This is a genomic window from Rhodomicrobium sp. Az07 (assembly GCF_018619475.1).
In the GTDB taxonomy this organism is placed as follows: domain Bacteria; phylum Pseudomonadota; class Alphaproteobacteria; order Rhizobiales; family Rhodomicrobiaceae; genus Rhodomicrobium.
Genome location: NZ_JAHFZG010000005.1, coordinates 125960 through 142080, shown reverse-complemented (window position 1 = coordinate 142080; position 16121 = coordinate 125960). Strand labels below are relative to the sequence as shown.

Here is a 16121-nt window from a genome sequence, read left to right as displayed (position 1 = left end):
CCAGCGGTCCCACCAACAAAGGCAGCCGGGGACAGCCACCGGAGAAAAAAAGGCACCCGCAAGGGTGCCTTTTTCGGCGAGCGGCTTACTGGCCGTGCTGCGTCGCGAGATATGCGATGACGTCAGCGCGGTCCTGCGGATTCTTCAGGCCGACGAACACCATCTTGGTGCCCGGAACGACGCCCCTCGGGTTCTCAAGATACTTGTCGAGGGTGGCTTCGTCCCACGTCAGGCCGGAGTTCTTCATGGCTTCCGAGTAGTTGAACCCCGGGCGCGAGGCGGCCTTCGAGCCGACGACGTTGTTCTGCACGGGGCCAATGCCCGGCTTCGCATTCGGGCCGACCTGATGACAGATCTTGCACTGCTTGAAGACCTTCTCGCCCTTCACCGGATCGCCGGCGGCATAAGCCGTGGCCGACCAGACGAGGGCCGCGCCGACCATAGCGATTTTGACTGCTTTCATAGTTTCACCTGCACCGTTTAAGGTCACTCTGATGGCGTGTGTTTCAATCAGAAAAATGCCCGAAACACAATAATTCTAAACGACACCTGATGTATTTGGAACGGCCTACCGCGTTTCAAGGCAGGGAAAAAATTAAAAAGAATTCAGGTATAAGAAGACCTTGCGACAAAGTGCCGTCTTGGAAAACGCTTATCGACGCAGCCGGTTTCCCCATCTTCCGTCTTTCTCTCTGAAGAGTTCGGCGCGATCCGATCAGGTCGAGCCGCGCTCGCTCTTCGGGAATCGTGTATTCTGACGCCATGCAAACTTATCTCGACCTTCTGCGCGATGTGCGCGACCACGGCACCCGCCGAGACGACCGCACCGGCACGGGCACACTCAGCCTTTTCGGCCGCCAGTTGCGTTTCGATCTCGAAGCCGGTTTTCCGCTGGTGACGACCAAGAAGCTGCATCTCAAATCCATCGTCCATGAACTGCTCTGGTTTCTCGCGGGCGACACGAACACGGCGTATCTCAAGGCGAACGGCGTTTCCATCTGGGACGAGTGGGCCGACGCGAATGGCGACCTCGGCCCGGTGTATGGCGCGCAATGGCGCTCCTGGCCCGCGCAGGGCGGCGGCACGATCGACCAGATCGCCGACGTCATTCGTGCGATCCGCGCCGACCCGAATTCGCGCCGCCTTGTCGTCTCGGCCTGGAATCCCGGCGACCTGCCGCGCATGGCGCTCGCGCCGTGTCACTGCCTGTTCCAGTTCTACGTCGCGGACGGGCGCCTTTCCTGCCAGCTCTATCAACGCTCGGCCGACATCTTCCTCGGCGTGCCGTTCAACATCGCCTCCTACGCGCTGCTGACCATGATGGCCGCGCAGGTGACGGGCTTGCGCCCCGGCGACTTCGTCCACACCTTCGGCGATTTGCACCTCTACCTGAACCACATGGAGCAAGCCGACGAGCAACTCCTCCGCGAGCCGCGCGCGCTTCCGCGCATGACCCTCAACCCAGCCGTGACGTCGATCTTCGATTTCACCTATGCCGACTTCAAGCTCGAAGGCTACGCCCCGCATCCGGCGATCAAGGCGCCCGTGGCGGTATGAGCGAGGATCGCCCGTTCAGTTTGGCGCTCGTCGTCGCGGCGGCCGAGAACGGCGTCATCGGCCGCGACGGCAAACTCCCCTGGCGGCTGAGAAGCGATCTCAAGCGGTTCCGCAGGCTCACGATGGGCCATCCGCTCATCATGGGCCGGAAGACTTTCGCCTCGATAGGCAAGCCGCTCGACGGCCGCGATTCCATCGTCGTCACGCGCGATCCGGCGAGCATTTCCCCGCAGCCCGATGTGTTCGTCGCAACGTCGATCGGGGATGCGGTCGACATCGCTCGGGCGCGGGCAGCGGCGCGCGTCGTCGAGCGGGCGTTCGTCATCGGTGGCGCCGAGATTTTCAGCCTCGCGCTGCCTTACGCGGACCGTATCCACCTCGCCCGTGTTCACGCCAGCCCTTCCGGCGATGCCTATTGGGAGGCGCCTCCCGCCGAAGAGTGGCGAGTCGCGTCGCGCGAAGAATGGCCGGCGACCGATCTGGACGAGTTTTCCTTGACGGATCTGGTGTTGGAGCGGGCATCGCGCGCTTGACGCGAGCGACGCCGGAAGCCATATGCAAACCACCTTCCGAGTGTGTCCGGCCCCACACCCGAATGTGGCGGCTGCCCCGAAATCGACAATCTATCGTCAAACGGGTGGCACATTCGAACACCCTGTTACCAACAAGAAATTCTGTCTCCGTGTAAGGGGACAAGCGGGCCAACCCGCCGATCGTAAAGGAAAACGCATTATGCCGTGGAATCAGAGTGGCGGCGGAGGCTGGAAGGGCGGTCAGAACGGCGGCCCTTGGGGACAAGGCCCCGCCGGCGGTGGTTCGCCTCCCCCCGATCTCGAAGAACTCCTGCGTCGAAGTCAGGACAAGCTGCGTCAGGCCGTGCCGGGAGGCGTCGGTTTCGCCGGCATCGGCCTCCTCTTGTTTGTGCTCGCAGCCGCCATCGGCTATTTCGGCTTCACGGTGCGCATCAATCCGGATGAACGCGGCGTCGTTCAGCGGTTCGGCGCATTCGACCGGGAGCTTTCAAACGGCCTCAATTTCAGATGGCCGTACCCCGTCGAGGAAGTGACCGTCGTTCCGTTCACGCGTCAAAATCGCGTCGAGGTGGGCTTTTCGAGCGGCCCGACCGGGCCGTTCGGCGCGATCCGCTCATCCGCACGCAATGAGGAAAGCCTCATGCTGACGGGCGACGAGAACATCGTCGAAATGAATTTCAACGTTTTCTGGAATGTGAAGGACGCCCCCGCCTATCTGTTCAACGTGCGCAATCAGGGCGACACTCTCGACGCGAGCCCCAACGTGAAGGCCGTGGCCGAGAGCGCAATGCGCGAAGTGATCGGTCAGAACGATATTCAGCCGATCCTCACGAAAAGCAGGCAGGACATCGAGGAGTCGGTCAAGATGCTCATCCAGCGCACCCTCGACAGCTACAAGTCCGGCATCAACATCACGCAGGTGAACCTGCAGAAGGTCGATCCGCCGAGCGAGGTCATCGCGGCCTTCCGCGACGTCCAGGCCGCGCGCGCCGATCAGGAACGCCTGCGAAACGAGGCGGAGTCCTACGCGAACCGCGTCGTACCGGAAGCGCGAGGCGAGGCGCAGCGCATCCTTCAGGGCGCACAGGGCTATCGCGAGCAGGCGGTGGCCGAGGCGAAGGGCCGAACCGAGCGTTTCCTCAAGGTCTTCGAAGAGTATCAGAAGGCTCCCGATGTGACGCGCAAGCGCATGTATCTCGAAACGCTGGAACGCGTGCTGGGCGGAATGGACAAGATCATCATTGATGAAAAATCCGGAACCAACGGCGTCGTTCCCTATCTTCCCTTGAACGAACTTCAGCGCACCCAGACCGGAGGCCAGCGATGAGAACCGCGCTTGTGGGATTCCTCATTCTCCTTGTGACGGGCGTGGTCATCGCGGTGGGTTTCTCCGCGTTCATCGTGCCGCAGACGCATCGCGCTCTCGTGCTGCAATTCGGCGAGCCAGTCCGCGCAATCGACAAGCCGGGCCTCTATTGGCGGATGCCGTTCGTCCAGACGGTCGTGCAGTTCGATCGCCGTATCCTCGATCTTCAGACCGAGGAGCAGGAGGTCATCGCAGCCGACCAGAAACGCCTCATCGTGGACGCCTTCGCGCGCTACCGGATCAGCGATCCGCTCGCGTTCTACCGGGCGTTCCGCAACGAGATCGCCGCGCGGCAGCGCCTCACGGCCATCGTCGATTCCACGATCCGCAGCGTGCTCGGCCGAGCAACCTTCATCGATCTCGTGCGGAACCAGCGCGAGGGGCTCATGAAGCAGACGCTCGCTTTCGTGAACAACGACGTTCGCGGTTTCGGGGTGGATGTCGTCGACGTCCGTATCCGCCGCGCCGACCTGCCGGAGGCGAACAGCCAGGCCATCTTCCGCCGCATGCAGACCGAGCGTCAGCGTGAAGCCGCCGAACTGCGCGCGCAGGGTGCGGAGCAGGCGCAGCGCATCCGCTCGACCGCAGACAAGGAAGTGACGGTGGTTACGGCGAACGCGAATCGCGACGGCGAGCGCACCCGAGGCGAAGGCGACGCGGAGAGAAACCGCATCTACGCCGACGCGTTCGGCCGCGACCGCGACTTCTTCGCCTTCTACCGCTCCATGCAGGCTTACGAAGAGTCGCTCAAGGGCAACCAGACCCGCATCGTGGTCTCGCCCTCGTCCGAGTTCTTCCGGTACTTCAACGATCCGATGAGCGCGGCACCTGAAGCCATGAGGACTCCATCGCCCGCCGGTCAGACCGGATCCAGCGCCGCTGCGGCAACGCCCGCGGTGCGCTGAATCAAGCGTTGAGAACGAAATATTACCTTTCACTACCTATCGTCGAGTGCAGAGACATTGCACTCGACGCCTTTATGTCTCACTTTAAGCAGATACCGGATCCCGCTCCTGCGTCGGGGAATGGAACCCGATGAGCACGGTGCGGTTTGCAGCATTGTTTCGTGTCTATTAAGGTGAGGCTTATGGCGATCCACCATCATCTCCGGCTGGTCCTTGCGGCGAGCCTTCTGGCGCTCGGCGGTTTCGCTGCCGCCTCCCCCGTGGTCGCCATCGAGATGAAATCCGGCGAATCATTCTCCGACGTCGCCATGCGAGTGCGCAATTCGGTCGTCAGCGTATCGGCGCAGGTGACCGAGGAACTCAGCGGACCAAGCACTCGGCGAAGCCGCGGCGAGGGTGCGCGGGATCCGAAGCGTGGCCGTGGCGTTCTGCAAAAAACGTCCGTCGGCTCTGGCTTCGTTATCGAAGCGAGTGGCATCATCGTCACCAACAATCACGTGATCGAGGACGGCAAGACAGTATTCGTTGTGTTGCCGGACGGCTCCGAAGTAAAGGTCGACAGGATCGTTGGGCGCGACGCCAAGACGGATATCGCAGTCCTGAAGATCAGACCGAGACCCGGAAAGCCCTTGACGCCCGTTTCGTTCGGCGATTCCTCAAAGATGCGCATCGGGGATTGGGTCATTGCGGTCGGCAATCCGTTCGGCTTCAAGGGCACGGTGACCGCGGGCATTCTGTCCGGCAGAGGTCGCGACATCAATGCAGGTCCCTACGACGATTTTCTTCAGACGGATGCCTCGATCAACAGCGGCAACTCCGGCGGCCCGCTCTTTAACGGCCGTGGCGAGGTCATCGGCATAAACACCGCGATATTTTCTCCGTCCGGCGGCAGCATCGGTCTCGGCTTCGCGATCCCGTCGAACACGGCAAAGCGCATCGTAGAACAACTGCGCAAGCACGGCGAAATTCGCTGGGGCTGGATCGGCGCGCGGCTGCAAACACCCAGTGACGACATCGCCGAGCATCTTCATCTCGACAATGTGAGAGGCGCTCTCATCGCACGCGTCGACAAGGGCGGCCCCGCCGAGGCGGCCGGCCTGCAGGAAGGCGACGTGGTGCTGTCGTTCGCCGGAATTCCGGTGAAACACGCGCGCCAGCTTCCTCGATTTATCGCTCAATCCAACGTCGGTGAGGAAGCGGACGTAATTATACAGCGCAGCGGCGAGAAAAAAACTGTCAAGGTCAAGGTTGGCCGCATGATCGAGACTGGCTGGTCGGGCGCCCCGCAGCCGTCGCAGCAGAAGGCCAAGCGGCAGAAGCTCGGCAAGATCGGTTTCGAGCCGCTTTCGGACGATGTGCGGGCCAGGCTCGGCCATTCGGCCGACGCTGAAGGGGTCGTCGTGTCGGCGGACGCAAGCCGCAGTGTGGCGCAAGGAAATCTCAATCCCGGCGATATCGTGATCGAGGCCGCCCACGCGCCGGTGCGCACAGGCGACGAACTTGACCGACGCCTTGAGGAATTGAGGGCGCTCTCGCGCCGGGAGGCAACGCTCACGGTGAGGGACGCGAGCGGCGCCATCCGCTTCGAGACCGTGTCCCTCGACAAAGAATAGGCGTTGGACAACCAACCAACCAACGCGCTCAAGGCGGTCGCGAAAGCGCCAGTCTACGTCTATCGCTACGCGATCTCGCCGCTCATCGGCCCGCGTTGCCGCCACCTTCCGACCTGCTCCCAGTATGCGCTCGACGCCATTGAAACAAATGGTGCCTGGCTTGGCGGCTGGCTGACGCTCGGCCGCATCCTTCGCTGTCATCCCTGGGGCAGTTCCGGCTACGATCCCGCGCCCGATTTGCGAGCGAAGCGTATCCCTTTCTGGGCGCCATGGCGCGTCTGGCAATACAGACGCGCGAAAACTCACTGCGATCACATAAGCAGCTGAAAACCACGTAAAACTTCCGTCGTCGCCTTAGCGGGCGATTATCGCTCTTCCCCTATCCTAGATCAGCCTGCGTTTAATCGGACTCGATTGAAAAGCTGATCGACAACAGAAACCTACAGCGTCGTTCCGCGTCTGATTTACGGCACGAGGCTGTAGGCCGCACGGATCATAAAACGGGGAACGTCATGCGTAACGTGAAAACCGCGCTTTTCGCCGGCTTGGCCATGGCTTGCGCCGGACCATTTCCCTCGGCCGGCGCGCAATGCGTTCAGGCCTATACCATCACCACGTTCAGCGGGACGCTATGGCAGTATCTTTGCGGCGACTGCCCAAAGCCGGTCGTCGAAAAAAAGGTCAAGCCCGCACCGGGCAAATGCGGCGTTGGCAAGCACTACAAAAAGGGAAAGTGCGTCGTCCCAACAAAACGCGCTGTTTGGGAAACCATCCGGTAACTGGCTGCGCTGGGCCGCGCTAAGGCTCGAGTCGGATCCGCACGCGCTTGGGAATCCTTGGCAATCTTTTGGATATACGCAACTGTAGTACTGGAGCCCGTTCGATCTGACTGAACCGCAATCAGATTGGTAAAATGGTCTCTTTTTGAAGTTTAGAGCCGGTCACAGATCAGGTCGGGTCAACCTGATCGGATCCGGCTCTTGCGGACTTCGCCTTCGTTCGTTGGCCTCGACCCGGACCGCTTCGCGGTTCCACGTCCGTCATTCGAATAACCCAAGGAGCGCCCTGCGCGCGATCATACGCGGAACCGTCATCTGGCTTGCCTTCAGTTTCAGCCGCCGCCTCGTCAGGGTGAACACTCGCCTATCGCTGCGACCGCCTTCGCGATAGACAGCAATCCCGGAACGATCCGCAAGTTCGAGACCCAGCGTTGAGTCCAGCCATTGCCACCCTCTTCTTACTTTCGCGGTTGAGCACCGATGCAATGGCACGATCAGTTCCGGATGTCGGTTGACAGCGTCAAACATGCCGCTCAATGCGTTCGCGTTCCAGCGGCATGGCTCTCATATCCGCGGCCACCATTTCCGCGACAAGTTCGTCGAAGGTGACTTTCGGCCGCCATTCCAGTACAGCGCGGGCCTTTGAAGCGTCGCCTAGCAGGATGTCCACCTCTGTCGGCCGGAAATAATAGGGATCGATCTCGATCAAGGTTCGCCCGCTCCTGGCGTCCACACCCTTCTCTTCGATTCCCGCTCCCCGCCAGACGATGCGGAAGCCAGCCAGAGCGAAGGCAGCCTCCACAAACTCGCGCACCGTATGCGTGTCGCCCGTGGCGAGCACATAGTCGTCAGGTCGATCTTGTTGCAGGATGGCCCACATGCCCGCCACATAGTCCCGGGCGTGGCCCCAATCGCGCTTCGCCTCCAAATTCCCCAAAAAGAGCTTGTCTTGCAGTCCGTGCGCGATCGCGGCGACGGCGCGCGTGATCTTGCGCGTCACGAAGGTTTCGCCCCGCAATGGGCTTTCGTGATTGAACAAAATCCCGTTTGAGGCATGCATGCCATAGGCTTCGCGGTAGTTCACCGTGATCCAGTACGCGTAAATCTTGGCGGCGGCGTATGGCGAGCGCGGGTAGAAGGGCGTCTTCTCGTTCTGCGGCACTTCCGCTGCTTTTCCGTAGAGCTCCGAGGTAGACGCCTGGTAGAAGCGTACCTTGTCTTGCAGGCCCAGGATTCGGATCGCCTCCAGCAAGCGAAGCGGCCCGAGCGCGTCGGCGTTGGCCGTATATTCCGGCGTTTCAAAACTGACCTGCACGTGGCTCTGCGCCGCCAGATTGTAGATCTCATCGGGCTGAACTTCCTGCACGACGCGGATCAGGTTCGTTGCGTCGGTCATGTCGCCGTGGACCAGCAGGAACCGCGGGTCGCCGATATGGGGATCCTGGTAAAACTGGTCCACGCGGCGCGTGTTGAAGGAAGAAGAACGCCGCTTGATGCCCCAGACGCGGTAGCCTTTTTTCAGAAGAACTTCAGTCAAATATGCGCCGTCTTGGCCGGTAACGCCGGTAATCAAGGCCCGTTTTTCCATGAATCAAGACATCCTCAACTGTCGGCACTTGGTCACAATGCCAGCGTATGTCCTCGACAACTCTTCGCGCAAATCTGTCGTGGCTTCCCAGGCAGGCGCGGAAGGGCGGCTAACATACCCCATCATTACGAACTCAACCGATTATTCGATATCCAGAGAAAGTTCAACTCTACTACGTTAAAATAGATTGCTTGCCTCAAACTTTTCATTCATCAAAATTTGTCGTCTGTTGAGAAGGCGCGATGCGGATCGACCACGTCCATGGAGGGACCATGACCGACCGGGACAGGCCCGTGCTCGTTACCGGCGGGGCCGGCTATATCGGATCGCATATCTGCAAGGCGCTCGCGCGAGCGGGCTATCTGCCCGTAACTTTCGACAACCTCATCTACGGTCACGAGCGCGCCGTCAAATGGGGGCCGCTGGAGCGCGGCGACATTCTCGACCGGGCGCGGCTCGATGAAGCGATGCGCCGCCACAAACCGGGCGCCATCCTCCATTTTGCGGCCTATACCTATGTTGGCGAGTCCGTCTCCGATCCCGGCAGATACTATCGCAACAATGTCTGTGGAACTTTGACGCTTCTGGAAGCGGCCCGGGACAATGCCGTGCCGTATTTCGTGTTTTCGAGCACCTGCGCGACTTATGGCATTCCCGACAAGGTTCCCCTCGGGGAGGACACAGCGCAAAACCCCATCAATCCCTATGGCGAGTCGAAGCTGTTCGCAGAACGGATGCTCAGGGATTTCGGGGCTGCGCATGGCATCGGATCCATCGCACTCAGATATTTCAACGCTGCGGGGGCCGATCCCGATAACGAGATCGGTGAGTCCCACGATCCCGAGACACACCTCATTCCGCTTGTTCTGGACGCAGCCTCGGGGCGACGCGAAAGCATAACCGTCTTCGGCACCGATTACGATACACCCGACGGCACCTGCATCAGGGACTACATACATGTCGCTGATCTTGCCGATGCCCATGTCAGAGCGCTCCAGCATCTGGAGAAGAGCGGCGCACCATCGTCGGCTGCTTATAACCTTGGCAACGGGCAAGGCTTTTCGGTGCGCGAGGTGATCCACGCGGTCGAGCGGGTAACAGGGTTGGAAGTCCCGGTGGTGTTGGGAGCGCGCCGGGCGGGAGATCCGGCGAGGCTGATAGCCGACTCCGCCAAAGCGCGCGAAGAACTTGGGTGGGAGCCCCATATTCACGAACTCGACGAGATTATCCGTACAGCGTGGGCCTGGCATCAGAGAGAACCGAGACGCTGACCGGAAAGGAAAAGCGGAGCGAAGCGGCGGCAAACAAGCCGCGAAGGAGGGTTGACCACCAACAAAAACCAACGTCAAATTCTTGAGCCAGCAAGGCCCCGCGCCCCGGGCGTGATAACTCCGGAATCCATGGGGCGAGATAATGTCGGAATCGCCGGGCGGAATATCTCCGGAATAGGCGGGCGGCTTCGCCGGAAGCCTCAACCTAGCCGGCCTTTGCGGCGAAACCTCCTATCACCGCGGATATTTTTGCTCCGGATCTGTGAACGATCCCGCTCTCGCCGAGGTCGCACCAAGCCTTCTCTATGTCGGATTTAGAAACCCTTTCCCCGAAAATCACCATGATAACGGTCCGTAACGCGATCTCGATATCGAGACGCAAGCTTGCATGTTGGACATACCAGATATCAAGCGCCGCCTTGTCGTCCGACGAAATCGTGCGTCCTCCAACGACCTGCGCCCATCCCGTTAGTCCAGGGCGAACCAAAAGTCTGGCGCTTTGCGCTTCTGTCTGCTCCCAGTGCAGTAGCGGCCTAGGCCCAATAATGGCCATATCTCCCCGAATAACGTTGAACAATTGCGGAAACTCGTCGAAGCGCAGGCGACGCATCAAGCTTCCGAGACGCGAGACACGTTCAGCATCAGATAGTCGCCTGCCATCCGGTGCGTAGGCGGCCTTCATGGTACGGAATTTATAAAGTCTGAGGGGCCGGCTGCCGAGACCGGGGCGCTGCTGCCAAAAAAGTACCGGAAATCCGACGCTCGCTGCCACGCAAGCAGCCGATGCCAGCAAAAACGGAGAAAGAATTACGATCGCGGAAAGGGCAATCGAGAAATCTACAAGTCGCTTGATTCTCCAATATCGGCGTCGAGCAATTTTTTCGAGCGTCTCCGGCGTGATGTGAAAACTAACTTTCTGAAAAGCCAAACTCGAGGGCTGCTGAGGCCTTCCAATTCCGCCAGTCTTCGAAACCGCATCGCAATTGAAGCCGAGATCCTGCACGAGAAACTGTACCGCGATACTACGTGACCGATCAATCCGAAGCAGTGTCTCACGGTCCGATTCGCACAGAGAACGAAATGGTGAAACCACAATGATGCGATCTATTGTAACGCCATGGACTTCTAGATCGTCAAGGATACTATCGAGTTCATCCGTGTCCCCAAGAACAGGGTGCGAAGCGACGAGCCGGCCGACATGCCGATCCGTGCTGCCAACGAGGCCGGCCACTCTGATTCGCCCAGGCGCGAGTTCGGCAACCGCCTGAAGATAAGCTTCGGTCAGTTTCGATATGCCCAGGACCAGCAATGTAATTTGCGGAGTCGGTGAAGCGGGCTGAAGGAAAGCACCGAACGCCTTACGATGCTGCCGCGCGTCGTGTCTGATTTTATGAGCAGCTCGTGCGCCAATGAGAAATGCTATTCCGAAGATCAACTGGATGAAAGGGAGCGAGCGGGCCGTTCCGTCAAGACGATTCCACGCAAAGGTCAACGCGACAGCACCCACTACAACCGCTGAGACCGCAGACATCACGCGCAGATAGTCGGGCGCCGAACTGAAACGCCAAATGGTTCGGTTAACGCCACTAATCGAGAAAACAACGATGGACGCGATTATCGTGGCGACGAGATATGGACCGAAATCAATAAGCCGCGCCAAGCTAATATCGAAATTCTCCCGAAGAACAAAAGCAAAGGCCGTCGCGACGGACAGAAAGCCGACGTCGAGAATGATCAGGAAAGTGCGGCGCATAAGTATACTCCTTAATAAGATCAACTCTCTAAAACCGGCCGAAACGACTAGCGTTTATTTTCGACATTCGCATCCGCTTGTTGCATTTTCGCAAGCGCATGTCGGAACCAAAGCATCACTAGCCGAACTAATGGAGCTTCCGAATTTTGACATTTGAGCGAGAGCCGCAGCAATCGGGACTCAAACGTCAAATTCGCTCCACTAGCCTGGCGCGGTCCTCTGCCAGTCTTCTGGCCATGTCACCTCGCTGACCCACGCCTCTGGCCGGACCTTTTCGCGGGGGTGAAGCTGAGACTGGCGATGCCTGAATCTGGCAGGAGGCTCGCACGTCGCCGGAATCGCCAGAACGCCACAGAAAAACGCGAAGATGGCAGCGAGCGCGGTTGTTCGAAGCGGGTAGTCGACAAGCGAATGAAGAAGCAGCGCGACTATAATTACCGTCGCAGCCCTGTTCAGCGCTGTAACACCCGCAGCTTCGGGATCGGAAGGAGTCCTCCAAACGGCCCAGCCTAGCCGCAAGAACCAGGCGAGAAAGGTCAAGACAAGGATTGCTCCCAGAATGCCCGTTTCAAGAAAGATCTCAGCGAGATCATTATGGGCGCGGTTGGCATATAACGGACGAACGTGATCGCTTTTCTCAACCGCGCCATAGACCGGCACGAAAGAGCCTATGCCGCTGCCAAAGGGGAGGGATTTAATCGCAGAATGAGCCGCAGCACCAGCAAAGCGGAGGCGCAGACTGTCGAGAGACTCCTCTTCGAAGCGGGTCGCCAGGCGACCTAGCCCGAACTGCACTGCCAGAAGCATCGCGATGAGTGCGACCGATACGACAGTTCTCGTTCGTGTGTAATTGCCTTGGCCGCTTGCGTCGCGCCTTCGCGACGCGAAATATATCGCAGCTATGCCTCCGATTGCCAGCATAGCCAGCAAGACGCCCGCTCGCGACCGCGCCAACATCACCCCGCTCAGGAAACTGACGAAGACAAGCGCTATCGCCACCCAGAGAAGAAGCTTGGAAGAAAAGGCCCAACGGTCGACTTTGGCTGTGGTCAGCCAGTAGCCAAGCAACACAAGGCAAACCACCAGCAAAATCGCGAAGTGATTGCGGTTTGCGAAGAAGCCGACGGCCTCAGTCAGATTTGTGCGACTGTAGAAGCGAAGGCTGCTTCCTGTACCCTGTGCGACCTGAAAGAAGCCGATCACAAGAGAGAGGGCGCCAAGTCCCAGTACGATCCAGCATAGCATTCGTCTTTGCTGATAATTCAGGCGAACAACGGCACAAAAAATAGCGATAGGCACAAGGAGCGATGCGGCGGCTGCCCAGGTCGCTTGAGGCGTCAGAGAAAACGTCTCCCAAGCTGTGAGCGGCACAATTGCTGACGCGCCGTCGCGCGCCAGCAAGGATTCGCCACCTGCCCATATGCGGAAAGGAAGCGGAAAAATTTGCAGGGCAATAACCAAAGCCACAGGGAGAACAGCAACCGCTATAGTGCGTTCGCGAACGCCCCACTCCGGCCTCTTCAGGTTTGGCCAGAGCGCCACACAGAGCAGCAGCGCCGCCGCTGCCTGTGTCACGACATCCCCAAGAAAGCCGCTTCCGGTCCCTCCTCCAAGAAGGACCGCCAACACGAGGACAGCGACGCACGACCAGAACAACATAAGCCTACCCCGACTCGGATTACGGGCTGACCGAGAAGCCGAAACCGCCATCATCATCGCTGTCGTTCGTCGCCAACGCGACGCCCGCACCGATGCCGACACCGAGGGCGGCGCCGATCAGCGGCAAGTCACCCGAAAAACCACCTTGTTCATCGGGACCGGAACCCGCACCTCCCCTGGACAGGACGGCAACGGTCTGTGACTGCACCTTCTGGACCAGACCGTCGTTGTAAACGATATCGGCACTCCCTCCGATGGCGCGTACGCGGTCACCCGCCACCACGGGCGAAGTGACTGACACCGGCTGGAAACCGCTTCCGCGATCAACCATCACGGAGCCCTGGATGTTCGTCAACACGGTTGCATGCGCTGACGTAGCCATGACGGCAGCTCCTACCGCTACCGCGCACCGTTCCGCCAACCTCTTCAGGCCATGCTTTGCGTTTCTCATCGCATTCTCCAAGATATTCAGGCTTTAACGCAGCAGATACGCATACATGGGCTATACGCTCGGTAGCACGCGAGCAATTTATATGTTAATGGAATAATCTCTTTTTCCGAAAAGTGGCACAAATAAATCACAGATTGCATTTCGGCGGCTGTCGATCAATCCAAGATTGTGGAAAAAGGTCCGATGAGGCGGATGCACGGCTTGCTTTAAGGCGGGTCTGGTTGTCTCTCAGGAGTGGGGAGTGTCAGGAATGATCGGCGGCGTCCGCAAGTCAGGCTGGCACCTTTTTTCGAAGATCATAGCAGCGGATTCGATCCATAAACCGCAACCGGCAGCTTCGGGTAGGCGAGTCAAACTATGCAGGATACTTTCCGGGGCGGGGGCGACGAACGCCCGCGCGGGTCTCAGGAGCTGATTCGGGCCGAGGCGCACGCAATGGCGCCGACCAGGCTCGGCAGCTATCCACCGATCGGATATGGAGCCGCACCCGAAGAAGGGGAAAAACTCGCGGTCTCCTTCAGACGTTTCGCTCATCTTCTGCTCAAGCATAAGTGGATTATACTCGCAGCCGTAGCAACAACTTGTGTTCTCGGTGCGATCCATACCTTGCTGAAGACGCCGCTTTACGCTGCCGAAGTCCGAATTCAGATCGATCGGGAGGGGACCAAGATTGTCGAAAGCGGAACGACTATTTCGGCGGACACCGGAAGCGCCGACTTCCTGCGCACGCAATACGAGCTCTTGAAAAGCCGGGCCATGGCGGAGCGTGTTGCCTCGTCCCTCAATCTTTACAGGGACGATAGCTACCTAAAGGCGCGGGATGTTTCGGCGCTGAGGTTGGTAACCGGCTATTTCTCGAAGCCTCGAACGGCATCGCAAGCGGCAAGGATCTCGCACGCCAGCGACATCCTGCTTAACGCGGTTACAATCAAACCGGTCCCCGGCTCGCGCCTCGTCGACATCCGCTATCTCGATCCCGATCCTCAGCGCGCTCAGACCGTGGCAAATGGATACGCAGATGCTTACGTCGCATCAAATCTCAATCGGAGATTCGAGGCTAACGCTTACGCGAAAACGTTTCTTGATGATCAGATCAAGCAACTGCAGATACGACTGCAGGAATCCGAACAGATTCTTATCGATTTTGCCGAAAAGGAAAGAATGGTCGATGTCAACGACAAGGCATCGATCGCGGAAAGCAGCCTCGCCGCCGCGAACACCGCTGCCGGCCAGTTGATCTCTGAGCGCATCAAGAACGAACAACTTTGGCGGCAGGTCGAGAGTACGACCGCGATCAATCTGCCCCAGATCCTGACAAACCAGGTTGTGGATACCTTGCGTGGCCAACGCAAGGCGCTCGAAACCGAGTATCAGCAGAAGCTAGAAAACTTCAAGCCCAGCTATCCCGAGATGGTACAGATTACGAACAAGATCAAAGAGGTGGACAGGCAACTTGCTGCCGAAGTCAAAGCGATCCGAAATTCCTTGAAGGCCGCCTATCAATCTTCTCTTGCGCAGGAGAATGAAATGAAGGCGAGGATAGAAGAGGTTAGAGCCGAGGTGCTCGATCTTCAGAAGAAAGGCATTCGCTACAATATCTTGAAAAGAGAAGTTGAGACTAATCGTAATTTATACAACAGCCTGCTTCAACGTTTGAAAGAGGTCGACATCGCTGGCGGGGTTGGCACAAATAATATATTTATCGTCGACCGAGCCGTGCTTCCGAGCGCTCCCTCCGAGCCGAGCCTTAGCCGCGCGCTGGTTCTCGCTCTAGGGTTCGGTCTTTTCATCGGCGTCGGAATCTCCCTCTTGCTCGAAGTGCTCGATGACCGTGTGCGGGCGCCCGAAGAGGTGGAGGAGATTTCGGGGCTGCCCACCCTGGGCATCATTCCGCGCGATGAATCCGGAATGGACCTCAGTATGGTCCTGAAAGATCCCCGCTCGCACATAGCGGAAGCCTATCGCTCCTTCGCGACGGCGTTACAGTTCTCGACCGATACGGGATTACCGCGATCAATTGCTGTAACGAGCGCAGGCGCCGGTGAGGGAAAGTCGACTACAGCGGTCGCAATCGCTCGACATTTCGCGCAGATGGGCCTGAAGGTTCTGCTGATTGACGCGGATCTCCGGCGCCCATCTCTCCATATCAAGCTGCACCTCGATAATTCGATGGGCTTCAGTAACTACCTTACCGGCGCCGCGATGCCGCCGGACCTCGTCCAGAGAACCGATCACCCCAACCTTGCGTTCATGGGCTCGGGACCTCTTCCGCCGAATGCAGCCGATCTGCTCAGTGGTCCCCGGGTCTATTCGCTCATCTCGCTCGGGTCGGATGTATTCCATCTCATTATTTTCGATTCGCCTCCGGTGTTGGGACTGGCAGACGCTCAATTGCTCTCAAGCGCCGCAGCCGCCACTGTTTTCGTCGTCGGGGCCGGTGACACCAGAAAAGGTGCGCTTCGTGTTGCGCTGCGCCGGATGCATATGGCCCGCGTGACACCGCTCGGCACGATAATCACGAAGTTCGATTCAAAAGCAGTCGGATACGCATATGGAGAAGGCTACGACTATAAGTACGGATATCATATGGACGCCGAAGAAGCCGAAAGCGGATCGCGAACGCCGCAGCTTGCACGGTACTGATCA

14 protein-coding genes are annotated in these 16121 nt (G+C 59.0%); 9 read left to right on the top strand and 5 right to left on the bottom strand.

From position 1 onward, the window contains the following. Positions 1-85: 85 nt before the first annotated feature. The gene (locus KKP04_RS05590) at positions 86-463 is read right to left on the bottom strand and encodes a cytochrome c family protein (RefSeq protein ID WP_215027800.1); all 378 of its coding nucleotides are present in this window, start codon (positions 461-463) and stop codon (positions 86-88) included. Positions 464-762: 299 nt separating this feature from the next. Here KKP04_RS05590 and KKP04_RS05585 point away from each other — a divergent pair, with 299 nt between their 5' ends. From KKP04_RS05585 to KKP04_RS05555, 7 genes are all read left to right on the top strand, one after another. Continuing rightward, positions 763-1557 (top strand): thymidylate synthase, encoded by a 795-nt coding sequence (locus KKP04_RS05585; protein WP_215027798.1) that lies wholly within the window; start codon positions 763-765, stop codon positions 1555-1557. Further along, a complete protein-coding gene (locus KKP04_RS05580; RefSeq protein WP_215027796.1) occupies positions 1554-2090 on the top strand; it encodes a dihydrofolate reductase in 537 nt (178 codons plus the stop codon). The genes KKP04_RS05585 and KKP04_RS05580 overlap by 4 nt, the downstream gene beginning before the upstream one ends. 199 nt (positions 2091-2289) lie before the next feature. Continuing rightward, complete coding sequence (gene hflK, locus KKP04_RS05575) at positions 2290-3417, top strand: FtsH protease activity modulator HflK (RefSeq protein WP_215027794.1); 1128 nt, start codon at positions 2290-2292, stop codon at positions 3415-3417. Beyond that, entirely contained in the window at positions 3414-4361 is a 948-nt protein-coding gene (gene hflC, locus KKP04_RS05570; RefSeq protein WP_215027791.1) for a protease modulator HflC, read from the top strand. The genes hflK and hflC overlap by 4 nt, the downstream gene beginning before the upstream one ends. 182 nt (positions 4362-4543) lie before the next feature. Beyond that, on the top strand, positions 4544-5974 hold the full coding sequence (locus KKP04_RS05565) for a trypsin-like peptidase domain-containing protein (protein WP_215027789.1): 1431 nt from the start codon (positions 4544-4546) through the stop codon (positions 5972-5974). Between the two features lie 3 nt (positions 5975-5977). Further along, positions 5978-6301, top strand: coding sequence for a membrane protein insertion efficiency factor YidD (gene yidD, locus KKP04_RS05560; RefSeq protein WP_215027787.1), 324 nt, complete (start codon positions 5978-5980; stop codon positions 6299-6301). Positions 6302-6486: 185 nt separating this feature from the next. Continuing rightward, on the top strand, positions 6487-6753 hold the full coding sequence (locus tag KKP04_RS05555) for a hypothetical protein (RefSeq protein WP_215027785.1): 267 nt from the start codon (positions 6487-6489) through the stop codon (positions 6751-6753). Between the two features lie 520 nt (positions 6754-7273). Here KKP04_RS05555 and gmd read toward each other — a convergent pair. Further along, complete coding sequence (gene gmd / locus KKP04_RS05550; protein ID WP_215027783.1) at positions 7274-8341, bottom strand: GDP-mannose 4,6-dehydratase; 1068 nt, start codon at positions 8339-8341, stop codon at positions 7274-7276. A 272-nt stretch (positions 8342-8613) separates the two neighbouring features. Between gmd and galE the strand changes: the two genes are divergently transcribed. Then, on the top strand, positions 8614-9612 hold the full coding sequence (gene galE, locus KKP04_RS05545; protein ID WP_215027781.1) for a UDP-glucose 4-epimerase GalE: 999 nt from the start codon (positions 8614-8616) through the stop codon (positions 9610-9612). A 205-nt stretch (positions 9613-9817) separates the two neighbouring features. On the opposite strand, the gene KKP04_RS05540 is transcribed toward galE, so the two are convergent. The 3 genes from KKP04_RS05540 to KKP04_RS05530 form a co-directional block, all read right to left on the bottom strand. Beyond that, entirely contained in the window at positions 9818-11365 is a 1548-nt protein-coding gene (locus KKP04_RS05540; RefSeq protein ID WP_215027779.1) for a sugar transferase, read from the bottom strand. A 201-nt stretch (positions 11366-11566) separates the two neighbouring features. Then, on the bottom strand, positions 11567-12940 hold the full coding sequence (locus KKP04_RS05535; protein WP_215027777.1) for an O-antigen ligase: 1374 nt from the start codon (positions 12938-12940) through the stop codon (positions 11567-11569). Positions 12941-13043: 103 nt separating this feature from the next. Then, on the bottom strand, positions 13044-13406 hold the full coding sequence (locus KKP04_RS05530; protein WP_215027775.1) for a hypothetical protein: 363 nt from the start codon (positions 13404-13406) through the stop codon (positions 13044-13046). 426 nt (positions 13407-13832) lie between these two features. On the opposite strand from KKP04_RS05530, the gene KKP04_RS05525 reads away from it, so the two are divergent. Beyond that, the gene (locus KKP04_RS05525; RefSeq protein WP_251133928.1) at positions 13833-16118 is read left to right on the top strand and encodes a polysaccharide biosynthesis tyrosine autokinase; all 2286 of its coding nucleotides are present in this window, start codon (positions 13833-13835) and stop codon (positions 16116-16118) included. The last annotated feature ends 3 nt before the right edge of the window (positions 16119-16121 follow it).